Annotated in this window: 10 protein-coding genes and 1 other annotated feature; of the genes, 4 read left to right on the top strand and 6 right to left on the bottom strand. The window is 36.1% G+C overall.

Annotated elements, in window-relative coordinates:
- The first annotated feature begins 84 nt into the window (after positions 1–84).
- From BN1242_RS10415 to BN1242_RS10405, 3 genes are read left to right on the top strand one after another with little or no spacing between them, the layout of a single operon-like run.
- Positions 85–501: a type IV pilus modification PilV family protein gene (locus BN1242_RS10415; protein WP_062355417.1), complete on the top strand. Its 417-nt coding sequence runs from the start codon at positions 85–87 to the stop codon at positions 499–501.
- Positions 494–997 (top strand): hypothetical protein, encoded by a 504-nt coding sequence (locus BN1242_RS10410; RefSeq protein ID WP_062355415.1) that lies wholly within the window; start codon positions 494–496, stop codon positions 995–997. The genes BN1242_RS10415 and BN1242_RS10410 overlap by 8 nt, the downstream gene beginning before the upstream one ends.
- Positions 987–2,888, top strand: a complete 1,902-nt coding sequence (locus tag BN1242_RS10405) for a hypothetical protein (RefSeq protein WP_062355412.1) — start codon at positions 987–989, stop codon at positions 2,886–2,888. Before BN1242_RS10410 ends, BN1242_RS10405 begins: the two co-directional genes overlap by 11 nt.
- A 518-nt stretch (positions 2,889–3,406) precedes the next feature.
- Here the strand turns inward: BN1242_RS10405 and BN1242_RS10400 are convergent.
- From BN1242_RS10400 to BN1242_RS10390, 3 genes are all read right to left on the bottom strand, one after another.
- The gene (locus tag BN1242_RS10400) at positions 3,407–5,125 is read right to left on the bottom strand and encodes a sensor domain-containing diguanylate cyclase (RefSeq protein WP_062355409.1); all 1,719 of its coding nucleotides are present in this window, start codon (positions 5,123–5,125) and stop codon (positions 3,407–3,409) included.
- Positions 5,126–5,232: 107 nt separating this feature from the next.
- Positions 5,233–6,546 (bottom strand): bifunctional folylpolyglutamate synthase/dihydrofolate synthase, encoded by a 1,314-nt coding sequence (locus tag BN1242_RS10395; RefSeq protein WP_062355406.1) that lies wholly within the window; start codon positions 6,544–6,546, stop codon positions 5,233–5,235.
- A 344-nt stretch (positions 6,547–6,890) separates the two neighbouring features.
- A complete protein-coding gene (locus BN1242_RS10390; RefSeq protein ID WP_062355403.1) occupies positions 6,891–9,539 on the bottom strand; it encodes a valine--tRNA ligase in 2,649 nt (882 codons plus the stop codon).
- Positions 9,540–9,627: 88 nt separating this feature from the next.
- Positions 9,628–9,901: a binding site (T-box leader), on the bottom strand.
- Between the two features lie 291 nt (positions 9,902–10,192).
- Between BN1242_RS10390 and BN1242_RS10385 the strand changes: the two genes are divergently transcribed.
- Positions 10,193–10,384, top strand: coding sequence for a hypothetical protein (locus tag BN1242_RS10385; RefSeq protein WP_062355400.1), 192 nt, complete (start codon positions 10,193–10,195; stop codon positions 10,382–10,384).
- 116 nt (positions 10,385–10,500) lie between these two features.
- On the opposite strand, the gene ysxE is transcribed toward BN1242_RS10385, so the two are convergent.
- The 3 genes from ysxE to hemL form a co-directional block, all read right to left on the bottom strand.
- Positions 10,501–11,517 carry a spore coat protein YsxE gene (gene ysxE, locus BN1242_RS10380; RefSeq protein WP_062355397.1) on the bottom strand — a complete coding sequence of 339 codons (1,017 nt, stop codon included), beginning with the start codon at positions 11,515–11,517 and terminating at the stop codon, positions 10,501–10,503.
- Positions 11,518–11,817: 300 nt separating this feature from the next.
- Positions 11,818–13,260, bottom strand: coding sequence for a LysM peptidoglycan-binding domain-containing protein (locus tag BN1242_RS10375; RefSeq protein WP_062355393.1), 1,443 nt, complete (start codon positions 13,258–13,260; stop codon positions 11,818–11,820).
- A 398-nt stretch (positions 13,261–13,658) separates the two neighbouring features.
- Positions 13,659–14,957 (bottom strand): glutamate-1-semialdehyde 2,1-aminomutase, encoded by a 1,299-nt coding sequence (gene hemL, locus BN1242_RS10370; protein WP_062355389.1) that lies wholly within the window; start codon positions 14,955–14,957, stop codon positions 13,659–13,661.
- Between the last annotated feature and the right edge of the window lie 39 nt (positions 14,958–14,996).

The following is a 14,996-nucleotide window of genomic DNA, read 5'->3' as shown; positions in this document are numbered from 1 at the left end:
TTCTTTTAAATATCTTTCAATATTTAATATGGTTTATTTTCAAATATTTAATGACAAAAAACAAATTCCACGGGGAATGATTTTATGAGTATAAAGCGAGTTTTAACTAACAAAAGCGGATTTACTTTAATAGAAGTGTTGGCATCTTTAGTAATACTATCGATTATCATCCTGACCTTTCTTAATTTATTCGTTTTTACAAATAAAACCGCAGTGACGAACAATGATAAATTAGTCGCCATTCATCTCGCAAAAGCAACATTGGAGCGGGTGAAAATCGACCCATTTTCCTATATTGACAAGCCGAATGCAACTCTAGTAAATAACGTTGTTACCGAAACACATACTATCAATGATAATCACTATGAAGTCACTATCCATTTCACACAAACTAATGATGAAAAAAATTACGGATTAATTAACGTGCTAGTGGATGTCAATAAGTTAAACAGCAATATGGGAACAACATCTCAAGTTGAAGGGTATGTAAGTTATGAGTAAAAAACTTCTTAATTCAAGTGAAGGTGTTACATTAGTTGAACTGCTAGCCTCTATTTTAATCATTTCAATAATTGGGATTGTCACATATTCTATATTGTTTACTGGGATAAAGGCTAATGAAAGAATAAAAGTAGAAGCAACATTACGAAATGAAGCGGATTACATACTTTCTCATTTCATTAACGAATTCTTTGTATTAAAGGCTAGTGAAATTGTTGCTGAACATCTTCCAGAACAAGATGATCGTTCGAACTATTATCTTGAAATCAAAAATAAAGGATTGTTAGGATTTAAAGATTCAAACGTATATCTCAATAATGAAGTCCTTATGTTGTCTAATAACGATATTTCTATGGAAGGTTCAAAAATACAGAAGAATGGTGATCTTTATGAGATTCATTTAGTACTAAAATCAAAGAAGACAAGCGAGGTAATTGAACTAGAGAGCATCTTCTCAATAATTAATGATAGAAAGGAGGAGAACGATGAAGGATAAAATACTAAACGAAAAAGGTTATTCCCTACTTTTAACTTTGATGGTGTTTTTATTATTTACTGTACTTGCTGTTTCCCTTTTGTCCATAACGTTGGCAGGTACAAAAAGCAATCAAGCTAGCGAAGATTCAGTACAAGCTACAGAATTAGCAGTAAAAGGTATTGATAGAATCACTAATGAAATTAATTCTAAACTTTATAAAGAGCTTAAAAACGAATCAGGGGAAATTACAGGTCTTCCTAAAGATGTGTTTATCGAAAAACTCGAACAGATACTTAATAGTTATAAACTGAATAATGTAAATATGGATACGAGTACCGGGAGTTATACTGTTATTATTGAGGATTATGTTGATTCTGTTGATTCTAACGGCATTAGAAATCCATTGAAAAAAAAGGTAACCTTTAAAAGTACAGGTATAGCAGACGGAAAACAAAAAGAAGTGAAAACAGTAATAGAAATAGGTGCTGGTGCTGTCCCTGACATATTAAATTATGCCGTTGGGGCTAATAAATCAAATGCATGCTTAGAAAACAAAAATAGATGTGAGAATGGCGAAGGAAACGTATTTTTCCACGGAAGCTCAACAATACAAGGAGATATTAAAGTTGACGGAGATTTGATCATTTCTGATCGTGCATATGCTTATTTAAATGGGGAAAAATGGATTAAATCTTTATTACCAACTTCACTACCTTCGAGAGGAGATACCAATTCTCACATAGTAATTGGGGGAAATATTTATAAATACACGGGCTACGATGGTTATGGAGACCACGTGAATTTTGGACCAAATAATAAATACAATATCTTTTTACCTAATTATTATCAATTAATCAGAAAGGATAATGATAGTGTAAAATCTGCCTTTTCAAGTAATAATGCTCCAATTGTTGTAAATAGAAATCATGAAAAACCTTCCATACAGGTTATCAAGGAAATAAATAGTATTGAATCCATCTTCAATAAGAAGGCAAATTTCAAACTATCGGAAGATGGCAGACAAACCTTTAACAAAGGCTATGACTATAGTAAGGATAATAGAAAAATCATTCCTAGTCATACTGAATGTACGGATTGGTTTTGGTTTATTTGTACTCGATATTCAACTAAAACAAATGGGGACTATATTTTTACTGGAGATAATAAATTCAAATTCTTTGAAACAGACGGAAATCTTTCCATAAGTGGTAATGGAACGAAGTTTGCAATTGATGGCGATTTGTCGACGGAAGATATTGAAGCAGCAGCTTTTATTAAAGGGAATCTTACTATCGGAAATACACGAATTGATTATGAAAAAGACCCTAATAATGTCGATAACTACCACTCCATAGACATATCAGGTCTTTATTTTATTAAAGGAAACTTGACAATAAAAGGAGCGAAAGCTCGATTTAATTCCATGATGTTTGTGGATGGAGACGTAAATATAGAATATTCCCAATTAAGCGGGCTCGGTCAGTACGGTTCATTAATTATATTTGCTACTGGTGATATTAGAATTGTTAATAACAGTGTCAATCAGAATGATCCAAGTTATATTAAAGGGTTCTTTTATTCAGATAAAAATTTTGAGATGTTTGGTGTTGGCTCAAACATAAAAATCGAAGGTGGAGTGTCTGCACGAAGAATTGTACTCAACGCTATTAGAGGAAGAGCAGCGGAACAATATTTTTGTAAGAATTCCCGTTCCGATTCACCTCAGTGTGGAAATAAATATGGGACTAGTGTTTTTGAACATGAATCTGTTCAAAAAAATCTGCCACCTGAAAAATCTCGTTTACAAATCATCCATGACCAGTATATTGAAGAAACATATAAAGAATTAAAAATAAAACAACCTATTGTTACAAATATTGACCTGCCAAAAATCATCGAGCGGGAGTAATAAATTAATCATTCATTTCATACAAACGTAGTTGGGACATAAGTATTTCAAATAAAGATAAAACCGAACTATCATAAGTTGTTAACTACTTCGTAATAGTTCGGCTTTTTTATTTTTTTCTTATTAAAACGGCTATGTTACAGATTGGTGTTGATTTCGCTTCCAAGTTTATTTGTGACGAATCTCAGCGACAGGAACAGGCGGACGCTTTCCGCGGGCACAGCCTCAGCCGCTGCACGTCTCGTTATTTCTGGCTCGTGCTGTTCCCGTAGGACAAGGAACGCATCGGAAGCGACACATTGCACGAAGGAAAAGCGAATGCTTTTTTCGAGGAGTCGCCGCCTTACACTACAATCAACAACTGTTTAAAAATCAATAATAAACAATAACATAGACACCCATGAAACTGATTTTTCACCATGGTGAATGAAAATAGCTGTATTTTCAGGGTAGCCAATAAAACAAAAATGAAACTGCTTTAAAAACAGACAATTTTATTTTGTTCCGGCCTCTTTTTTTCATCCTACATATCCTGCAACCTTATTTCGCCCCACCCGTTTTGCGCCAATATATAGGGCGCGGTCGGCATAGCGAACGAGCGATTGTGGTTCGTCTGTATCCTCAGGTGCAGAGGCGACACCAATGCTGACGGTGATGCGAGCAGACAGTTTGCGACGCACTTCGGATAAGTCATCGTACATAATAAACGTACGATTTTCAATAGTTTTGCGAATGTATTCACCAAAGGTTGTTGCTTCCAGTTTCGTCATATTTGGAAGGAGAATAACAAATTCTTCCCCACCGTATCGAGCGAGCAAACCTTTCTCACCGACCATCGTCTTCAACAAATCTGCCAGCTGGCATAAAATATCGTTGCCGCTTTCATGACCATATGTGTCATTAATTTTTTTGAAATGATCGATATCCAGCATTAGTACAGATAAGCATTTGATTTCATTCCGATATTGCTCTTCCACAATTGTTTCCAGCTTCTCATTAAAAACACGTGCATTGTATAAGTTCGTTAATGGACAGCGCTCACTTTTCACCTTTGTTTCTTCGTAATGTCTCGCATTATCAATAGCGACTGCTAAATAGGAACATAAAATATCAAAAATCATTAAATGAAATTTTACAAACATTCGTTTGCGCACGGATCCGATAAAGATAACCCCTACTACTTCATTATTGCGAATCATCGGTGCCGTTAACACACTTTCCGCATTCCCTGGCATATACCCCTTAACAATATTGATCCATTCTTTTTTCTCACGATAGATGAGCGCTTGTCCCGTCCCCCATGCAAGACCAGCAATGCCTTCAAACTTTCTTAACGGTTCATGTTCGACTATCACATATTTTCCCTTTTCATAACTGCGAATAAGCTCCAAATGTTTGGAGTCTGCCTGATCAAAAATATATAAGTAATCCACTGGAAACATTTTTACTATATTATCAATAAAAGCATTTAATACTTCATCCACTTGCAAACGTTCATTTAAACGGTGACCAAACTCGGCTGCTTTTTGCAAATAATTATTCATATTTTGCGTAGCGTTATACGTTTTAATGAGCAATAACATACTAAATATTGGGATGCTAATGAGAAATACACCAGCATAACCCATCATATTATATAAAGAGTATAAAATTAATCCAATTGGAAAAATAACGAGATGGGATAAAACTTCCCACAAAACTTCTTTCGTGAAAAACCGTTGTCTAACTTTATATAAAAGAAATTGGGCTATTCTAAATAATAGTTGATTAGTGCCAAAAATTGCTATCATATAAACTGCTGCTAAAGCTAAAAACGATAATTCTGTTATTCGGTGTTCTTCATGATTTCCGCCCAATAAATAAAAAATTTCTGCACTCAAAATAGAAACTAACGCAAACATAGCAGAATTGATCGCATAACGGTCCAGTTGATCATTTGGTAATTTCACTCGAATCATGACAATTATGACGAGTATTTGTGTAATCATTAATTCTGCGAATAACCCGAACTTCAAAAAAACGGCAAGAGAAATCCATTGTGTAAGAGAAATCGTAATATAGTTGACAGTGACAGGTAAAAGAGCTGCCGGAATCATGATTAATGTGAAAACGGCAAAATCCAATGTGGAAAATTCAGGCTGTACTGGAGAAAAATAGTATGCATACCAAATACTAAGTGGTAGAACAAAAGCCCAAATAATCCAAACGATAATTTTTCTTTTTCGATCAACAACCATCATTCTCCCCCCTGAAAAGGTAGTGAGACTTAAAAATATGAAAATAGCATTTTCTATTCAAACTTTAAGTTTATGAATATTTTATCAAATAGAAGTATTTTTGTATATCAATATTTTATATTTAATAAATTCTTTAAATATGGTTTCACTTCTGAAATAAAATAAAGAGAACCAGTGCAAACGAAGAGCTCGTCTTCTTTTAAATTATAGATTTTTTCTTGAAGAAAATCTCGCCAATTAGGCACTACTAATTTTTTGGAAGTTTTTGAAACGGAATATAATTGTTCTGCAGTTGTTGCTCGTGGGTATTCGAATTCGGTAAAAGCTAATTCCATTCCTGTCTTGTCTAATTGTTCAATAATTTCTTCATATTGTTTATCCTTTAATGCGGTAAAAAGAATCGTCCCTTTTTTCATTGGTAAATGTCTTTTTAATGTTGCAATGAGACTGTGAGTTCCATCGATATTATGTGCGCCATCAATAATAATGAATGGTTTTTTACTTAAAATTTCAAAGCGGCCCGGCCAATGCGCCTTCTTTAATCCAGTTTTTAAATGACTTTCTTCTATTATGAACGATTGATACGTTTTTAAATAAGTAGCGGCCATGACAGCAATTGTCGCATTTTCGATTTGATGGGCACCAAGCATGGAAATTGTCAGTTGTGGATATGATTTAAATAATGTTTGAACAGAAAATTGTTCTTCTAATCTACTTGCTCCGTAGTCTTCATAGGAGAAATTTTGAAACAACCCGTAAATGGGTGCTTTCTTATTTTTTGCTGTTTGGCGAATAACCGCCAACGCTTTCTCATCTCTTATCCCAGTAATTAACGGGACACCAATTTTTATTATTCCTGCCTTTTCACTAGCAATTTCTTCTATCGTCGAACCAAGAATGTTCATATGATCGTAACCGACATTCGTAATGATAGAAAGAATAGGATGAATAATGTTCGTAGAATCTAGCCTTCCCCCTAAACCAACTTCCACGAGAACAATATCTGTTTGTTGAATATAAGCAAAATAATAAAAGCCAATAATTGTAATAATTTCAAACTCTGTCGGATAAGCAAGATCGGTAGCATCTATTTCATCGACTAACGGTTTAATTATGTTTGCTACTTCCACTAAATCAGAATCTGCAATTGGCTCTCCGTTAATACTAATTCGTTCATTAAATTTTTCAACATATGGAGATGTAAAAGTACCTACTCTGTACCCAGCTGCTTGTAAAATAGATCGGAGAAAAGTAGTTGTCGATCCCTTTCCATTCGTACCACCGATATGTACCGTTTTTAATCGTCTTTCCGGATGGTCTAGTTTATCCATGAACCATTCCATTCTTTTTAGACCAGGTTTAATTCCAAATTTCAGACGATTGTTAATCCAATGAATCACTTCTTCACTCGTTTGAAACATAATAAATCCCCCATCAAACAATGCATTTTTCGGTAATGTTTATCATTAGTTGGTTGTTTTACTGTTTTATAATGGCTTGTTACATTAAGTGGCATTTTCGTTGTTAAAATACGTTACATTTAATTTGCTAAATTTTTCACTAACTAATTGTAAATAGAGAAATAGGCTGTCTCAAAAAGGACGGAAATTCCGCAAGTGGTAACTACGTACCAATTAAAGTGCGGAATTTGTCTTTATACTTTGGGACAGCCAATCATTATATCCAATTAGGAAATAACTTTATGCCTTTAATACAGTTATACTCTTTTTTCATTTATACGTCTAGTCCAAATACAGCCCCGTTACTACATACTTTTCAATTCATTTAATCGTGATTGAACGAGAGAGCGTTTTTCCAAATAGTCTTTTTCCTTTGCCCGCTCTTCTTCAACAACTTTTTCCGGTGCTTTTGCAACAAATTTTTCATTGCCCAGTTTCTTTTGAACACGATCAACTTCTTTATTGAGTTTATCGAGTTCTTTTTCTAACCGGGCGATTTCCTCATCTATATTAATAAGCCCTTCCAATGGTAGGAAGATTTCTGCACCTGTAACAACAGCGGTCATCGCCTTCTCAGGAGCAGCCACGTCCAGATCAATTGTTAATTCATCTGGGTTACAAAATCTTTCTACATACATCCGATTTGTATTTAATGTATTTAAAACATTTTCGTCAGTAGCTTTCACGTACATCGTAATTTTTTTGCTCATTGGTGTATTTACTTCCGCACGGATATTCCGAACAGCGCGAATAATTTCAACGAGCAATTTCATATCTTCTGCAGCTTTCGTATCACTAAGCTCTTCCCGCACAGTCGGCCATGAAGCAACGGTAATGGATTCTCCGCTGTGTGGTAAGTTTTGCCATATTTCCTCGGTAATAAACGGCATGAACGGATGTAATAACCGCATCGTTTGATCGAGTACATAGGCTAATATGGAGCGTGTTGTTTTTTTCGCAACTTCATCTTCCCCATATAGCGGAAGTTTTGCCATTTCGATGTACCAATCACAGAAGTCATCCCAAATAAAATTGTATAAGGCACGGCCAACTTCGCCAAATTCATATTTATCTGCTAGTTTTGTTACTGTTTCGATTGTTTCGTTTAATCGAGTTAAAATCCATTTATCGGCAACAGATTTTTCACCGGATAAATCGATTTCTTCATATTTTAAGCCGTCCATGTTCATCAATGCGAATCGAGACGCATTCCATATTTTGTTTGCAAAATTCCAAATCGATTCCACTTTTTCTGTACTGTAGCGCAAGTCTTGACCTGGAGAAGAACCAGTTGACAAGAAGTAGCGTAAAGAATCTGCTCCATATTGGTCAATTACTTCCATCGGATCGACACCATTTCCTAACGATTTACTCATTTTTCGACCTTGTGAGTCACGAACGAGACCGTGAATAAGCACATCATCAAATGGTCTTTTACTAGTAAATTCAAGTCCTTGGAAAATCATCCGTGATACCCAGAAAAAGATAATATCATAACCAGTTACTAAGCAGTTTGTCGGATAATATCTTTGAAAGTCGTTTGCCTGTTCGTCTGGCCAGCCCATTGTTGAAAATGGCCATAATGCAGAGCTAAACCACGTATCAAGAACGTCGGAGTCTTGTTCCCAATTTTCGCTATCTGCCGGTGCTTCATGACCGACAAATACTTCTCCAGTCTCTTTATGATACCAAGCTGGAATTCGGTGACCCCACCAAAGTTGTCTCGAAATACACCAATCGCGGATATTTTCCATCCAATGTAAATATGTTTTTTCAAATCGCTCAGGAACGAACTGAACTTTATCTTTTGAATTTTGTAAAGCAATCGCTGCTTCTGCCAATGGTTTCATTTTTACAAACCATTGAGTAGAAAGGTAAGGTTCAACTACAGCACCGCTCCGTTCTGAGTGACCAACAGAATGTAAATGTTCCTCAATTTTAATAAGGACACCTAAGTCTTGCAAATCTTTTACAATTTGTTTGCGGCATTCAAAGCGGTCCATACCTTCGTATTTGCCCGCTCTTTCGTTCATCGTTCCGTCTTCATTCATAACGAGAACGCGTTCTAATTGATGGCGATTCCCTACTTCAAAGTCGTTTGGATCGTGAGCAGGGGTAATTTTTACAGCTCCAGAACCAAATTCCATCTCAACGAAAATATCGGCAATAATCGGAATTTCCCTGCCGACAATTGGTAATACTACCGTTTTACCAATTAATTGTTTGTAACGTTCATCATCCGGATGAACGGCAACAGCTGTGTCACCGAGCATCGTTTCTGGACGAGTCGTGGCAATTTCAATATAGCCACTGCCGTCTTTTAGCGGATATCTCATATGATAAAATGCACCTTGCACATCTTTATAAATAACTTCAATATCAGAAAGAGCTGTCTTTGTTGCTGGATCCCAGTTAATAATATATTCGCCACGATATATTAGTCCTTTATTATAAAGGGAAACAAAAACTTCTCTTACTGCTTTCGATAAACCTTCATCTAAAGTAAAGCGCTCGCGACTATAATCAAGGCCAAGACCTAGTTTTGCCCACTGTTCCCGAATATGGGTAGCATATTCCTCTTTCCACTTCCACGTTTCTTCGAGGAATTTTTCCCTTCCTAAATCATAACGGGATTTTCCTTCGCTGCGCAGTTTTTCCTCTACTTTCGCTTGTGTGGCAATCCCAGCGTGGTCCATTCCAGGAAGCCATAATACATCATAACCTTGCATTCGTTTCATTCTCGTAATAATGTCTTGTAAAGTCGTATCCCACGCATGTCCTAAATGCAATTTTCCTGTTACGTTTGGTGGTGGAATGACGATCGAATACGGTTGCTTCGATTCATCATTTTTGGCCTCGAAAAACTTTCCCTTTACCCACCATTCATAGCGACCTTTTTCAATCGCATTCGGACTGTATTTGGACGGCATAGAAATAGATTGTTGTTCTGTCATAAAAATTTACCTCCTTATAAATTCGGAATTCGTGCTTACATTTTAGGTACCTGAAATTTTTTACGAAAAATAAAACAACCCCACTCGTAAAAAGGACGAATGGAGTTGTTCGCGGTACCACCTTTATTCACGAATGCTGTTTTGACTAATTGATTCTTTAACAATAAATCATTTAGCCTAACAACATTCGGCACTTCATTTGATAACGGGTTTCATCCGGCTCTTGCTAATGAAAACAAAAGTTTTGTTCACAAGTGCAGCTCTAGGGCGACCTTCCAATAGTTTCACATAGGAATGTTCCACCAGCCATTCCCTCTCTAGTATGCTTTCACTACCGTACTCTTCCCTGTCATCGCAATCATTATTTTACTCATTATTGTATAAGATTATTTCAAGTTTCGTCAATCATTTTCTACATTTTATTCAAAAAATATACCTTTATCCTTGTTATGCAACAAGAATTTCGTGTTTTTTGCTTTAGCAGTATTTTCTCACTATTAATAAGAACATGCATAAACTGAATTAGGACTTTTCATAATTATTTTCGAAAATGGGACATATGATGGAATAAGAGGATTTCATCATTGCTCGTTCAGACGTTCTAAGCTTTATATATAGAGAGAATGAGTTGAAAAAAAGGGGGAGATTTGTCCATGCGGAAAAAATATAATCCATTTTTATTGCCTTCGTGGTTGCGAACGGTACGTAGTGTCAGTAGCCAACTCATCATTCCGTTTTGTATTTTCCAAGGTATTCGCACTTTGCTATTACCGACCACTTTTGATGTCATATTATTAATTGTTTTTGTTGCGATAGCAGTCGGTTTTTATTTAGAAATCATTTAAAAGAAAAAAATTTTAGCGGAGACATGCCCGCCTCCGCCATTATTTGTTTTTCTAATGTCCATTCCGTCCATTCTTACAGAAAAGCGTGGATTTTCGAGCACATTTCAAGAGACATGTTACGTTTGGGCATTTTCTTGTGCATGCTCGATTTCCTCTAGTTTCATAATGATATACTCAATATTTTTTATATGCCAAAATCGTTTTTGAAGACGGTTAGTCATTCTTAGTTCATGGTTAATAATTTTTTTACGATCATATTGTCGAACAATTTGAAGGAAGTCACCTGGGTAGGCTAAGTAGCTTTTTAACAGTAACATTTCCTCTTTTCGCAGCGGGTTATATTTTAAGTAAGTGAATAATAGCTCGATTGTTTCGTTACAATGTTTTGGATGTGTTCTTAGTCTGTTCGATAAGTATGGTAAAAGATCGTGTATTGGAGAAGCATATCGACTATTTTCTAAGTTAATAAAAAATCCATAACCTTTTTCGTTGAGGAGAAAATGATTTGGAGCAATCTTTCCGTGTATGAAAGTGGTTCGTGCTTTATCGTTTTCTTTTGCCTGTTCACCCCAAAGGTTTATTGTTCGGACCGCATACTCTAAGGCTTTTTTTACTTCAAAATAATATTGAACAAATTCCCATTCAAATGGAGACATATATACTTTGTTTTCGCACCGTTCAACCCATTCCTCTAATAAAGTTAGTTCCCTTTTCCATTGTTGATTGATACGTTCTAAATTCTCTTCCACCGCTTCTTTTGTCACCGTGATGTCTTTAGTTGTTAAGGTATGAAGTTTTGCCAACTCACGCATCATCTGTTTTGACTGTTCGCTATCGTCTCGTAATGCACTTTCCACCCATGGCATTAAATAATAAACTCTGTTATTCATTATTACACTATAATTTCCTGTTTTCGTAGGATAGACAGGTACGAAACGGTGAAATCCTCTTTTATATAAAAATGGGAGCTGTTGAAAAAAATGAACCCCTCGCATCCCGTTCATTTCTTTTAACGCATATATATCGTCTTTACTAAAAATTTTATATACTTTCCCGTGCTGCTCTACGTAACGCGGGCGAATATTGTATTCTTTTAAAATGGAAAGCAACCATTCCGGATACCCTTTTTCCACAGTAACCCACCACCGATTTATTGAAGCATTGGCCAACCTTTCTTCTATAAAACGCCAATTGTTTTCTTTCCTCCCAATCGTCAATAAACGAAGAAATGGAGTGCCGTTGTATAATGTATGAATATTTTTGCATCGGCTCATATCATTTCAGAATTACTTTTTCGTTCGTTTTCTCGCTTGGAGTAACTCGTTTGTTAACAGTAGGAAACGAAACGGGCAGCTACACCCGTTTCGTTAAGCATCTTATTTCAACTTGCTCATATGACTAAATTTTAAAGCTTCCCAATGTGATAATAGAAATTAGTCTGCATTCGTTGCCGCTTTTTCACGTTTAACAGGAATATATAATACTTGCCCCTCATATACATCCTGATTCGGTTCTAGCTGATTCATTCGCAAAATTTGCGCAGGATTGACGTTGTAACGTTCAGCAATTACACTTAATGTGTCTTCCCCTTGGACGATATACATTCGCATTTTAGCAGGCCTTTCTTCCTCTTTCCGCGCAAAAAACTTTGTTAACGATATACTGGCATCACTAGATTCTTCTGATTTTTCCTGTGCTTGGTATTTAATATTTTTTTCTGATCTGACATCCGCTAACTCAACTACATCTGCACGCTCTTGTTCCTTTCTTTGTAATGCTGGAGTATTTTCACTTATTTCGTCAGCCGTATCATTTTCATTGCTTTCATTGCTATTCCGTACTTCCGCTACTTCTTTCACTACCTTTTCTTGTTCAGCAGCTCTTAATTCATTTGTTTCATCATTTTGTTCCAATTGCGGTATGTCTAAATTTTCCATTACAGATGGCGTCTCTTCTCTTACAACCGACTTAACACTCTCCAATTCCTGGCCGATCGCATCGGGAATATTTATTTCTTTCATAGCCTCACTATTATTTACCTCACTGGATGATGAGGAACTGCTAGATTCTTCTTCCTCCCGCTCAACAAATTCTGCTTTTTTCAAAGGACTATTACTAATTAACCAAATGTTTTTCGAATCATTACTTGCCGCACTTTCTATATCTCCCTTATCTTCCGTTTCATCCTCCTGGTAAAACACTTGAATTGGTACATGATGGTCTGCCGCTTCTTGGTGCGGTTTTTCAAACTGCTTTCGTGCTTCCACAGTAAATGTCTTTTCTTCATCTGTTTCTTCTTCAAAATTATCTAGTGGATGAAGGACTGACTCATTCAAATCGATTACCGGTGTCTCCGTTTCCAAAGAAGATGTTTCCTTTTCCACTGGCTGAAACATCGTATTTAATCTTTCATTATCATTTTCGTCTTCCCAATCATCAAAACTATAATCTTCTTCATATACTCCGTGAATCGAAATATCGGTAGACAGTTTCAAACATGACCGCTCCGGAATATTATAATCAAAGGAATCAATTAAAATATTCAACTCTTCGACACTTTTTATTCGCGTTTTCGGGATTGTAATATCCACAGGAAATTGATACGTAAATTCATAAATGCCCACTTCCCTTGATTCCTCTACATTTACATATTTTTGCCCTGAAAATGCGAAGCCGTGGTCATCATCCACCTGTTCAGCTACTTTTTTATATTCCCCATTCATTTCTAAACTTCCACGAATAGATATATAATGATCTAATTCTTGGATCGTAACGTTCGGTTCTAAGGACAAACTAACTAAATCTGCAATCTCTTCCCCTTTGCGAAACCAAACTGCTTCTTCTAGAGAAAATTTCAACGACGATGGTTTGGCCATAAATTTTCCTCCTCTCCAAGTTTCTTCCTTTTATCGAAAGAATTATGTGTAAATATCATTACAATGTATGATATAGAGGGTTAATTTATGCTAAATTCCTTATAATTCTTCCTTACACCGATCCTTTTGCAACTATTTTTTTCAAACTAAACTTCCTAGCTTTCTAGTAAAAACTTTCTATCCAAACAATTGAATTTCTTTACCTTTACAAATACAACATCATGAAGATTCGCATAAAAAAACTACCCTAACTCGTTTAAGTAGGGTAGTTGCTAAAACTATTGATTATTACATTGGATGTTAAAGATTGGTGTTAATTTCCGTTTCAAATTTATTTGTGACTAAGCGAATCGACAGGAACAGGCCGACGCTTCACGATTATGATTTTGATTTATTATTTAGTATAAGCTGTTCCGAATCTTTTCGAACGTTGTTTCGGCTGCTCGTATCGTCTTTTCTACATCTTCTAATGAATGCACTGTTGATAAAAATAAACCTTCAAACTGGGATGGAGGTAAGAACACACCTTGATTTGCCATTTCCTGATAATAAGCTGCGAATAAATCTAAGCTTGCTGTTTTGGCTGTTTCATAGTTAATTACTTTTTCATTCGTAAAAAAGAAACCAATCATTGAACCAGCCCGATTGACTGTGAATGGGATTTGGTACTTTTCTGCAGCGGCACGGAAACCTTTCTCTAGATTGTCTGCCTTTAGTTCAAACTGGACATAATCTTCCTCTGTTAATTGACTTAATGTTTCATAACCTGCTGTCATAGCAAGTGGATTACCCGACAATGTGCCTGCTTGATAAATCGGGCCGCTTGGCGCAACTTTTTCCATAATTTCTGCCCTACCACCGTACGCACCGACAGGAAGACCACCACCAATCACTTTTCCAAGGCATGTTAAATCGGGTGTAACATTGAATAACCCTTGAGCACTATGATAGTGAGCACGAAATCCAGTCATTACTTCATCAAAAATTAGCAGGGCACCGTAATGATTCGTTATTTCTCGTAAACCTTCTAAAAATCCTGGTAGTGGAGGAACAACGCCCATATTACCAGCTATCGGTTCTACGATGATACAGGCAATATCATCACCGAATGTATTAAAAGCCATTTTCACACCTTCCAAATCATTAAATGGTACGGTGATCGTATTTTTCGCAGTATTTTCGGGCACTCCGGGACTGTCAGGCAAACCTAGTGTTGCAACACCTGAACCAGCTTTTATTAATAAGGAATCACCATGACCGTGGTAACAGCCTTCAAATTTCAAAATTTTATTTCGGCCTGTATATCCTCTTGCTAATCTTAAAGCACTCATCGTCGCTTCAGTTCCAGAATTAACCATTCGAATCATTTCCATGGAAGGCAATCTTTCTTGCACGAGTCGAGCCAAATTTGTTTCCATTAATGTTGGTGCACCGAAACTAGTTCCATTTTCTGCTACTTTTTTTAATGCTTCTACTACTTGGTCATTTGCATGTCCCAGTATAAGTGGACCCCAAGACAGAACGTAATCAATGTATTCGTTTCCGTCAATATCATAAATCTTCGAGCCCTTCCCTTTTTCCATAAAAATCGGATTCATTTGTACCGATTTAAACGCTCGAACAGGACTATTTACCCCGCCTGGCATAAATGTAACTGCTTCTTTATAAGCTTTTTTTGAATTACTATAGTTTCTCATCGATATGCCTTCCTTTCTATATCATACATTGACCTGCAA

It is taken from the genome of Bacillus kwashiorkori (genome assembly GCF_001375515.1).
GTDB lineage: Bacteria > Bacillota > Bacilli > Bacillales > Caldibacillaceae > Bacillus_BK > Bacillus_BK kwashiorkori.
The sequence above is the reverse complement of the archived record's forward strand: the minus strand, read 5'-3'. Positions and strand labels throughout refer to the sequence as shown.

Coding starts and splice junctions, on each gene's coding strand:
- BN1242_RS10415 (WP_062355417.1), top strand. CDS start 85: ATGAGTATAAAGCGAGTTTTAACTAACAAAAGCGGATTTACTTTAATA.
- BN1242_RS10410 (WP_062355415.1), top strand. CDS start 494: ATGAGTAAAAAACTTCTTAATTCAAGTGAAGGTGTTACATTAGTTGAA.
- BN1242_RS10405 (WP_062355412.1), top strand. CDS start 987: ATGAAGGATAAAATACTAAACGAAAAAGGTTATTCCCTACTTTTAACT.
- BN1242_RS10400 (WP_062355409.1), bottom strand. CDS start 5,125: ATGGTTGTTGATCGAAAAAGAAAAATTATCGTTTGGATTATTTGGGCT.
- BN1242_RS10395 (WP_062355406.1), bottom strand. CDS start 6,546: ATGTTTCAAACGAGTGAAGAAGTGATTCATTGGATTAACAATCGTCTG.
- BN1242_RS10390 (WP_062355403.1), bottom strand. CDS start 9,539: ATGACAGAACAACAATCTATTTCTATGCCGTCCAAATACAGTCCGAAT.
- BN1242_RS10385 (WP_062355400.1), top strand. CDS start 10,193: ATGCGGAAAAAATATAATCCATTTTTATTGCCTTCGTGGTTGCGAACG.
- BN1242_RS10375 (WP_062355393.1), bottom strand. CDS start 13,260: ATGGCCAAACCATCGTCGTTGAAATTTTCTCTAGAAGAAGCAGTTTGG.
- hemL (WP_062355389.1), bottom strand. CDS start 14,957: ATGAGAAACTATAGTAATTCAAAAAAAGCTTATAAAGAAGCAGTTACA.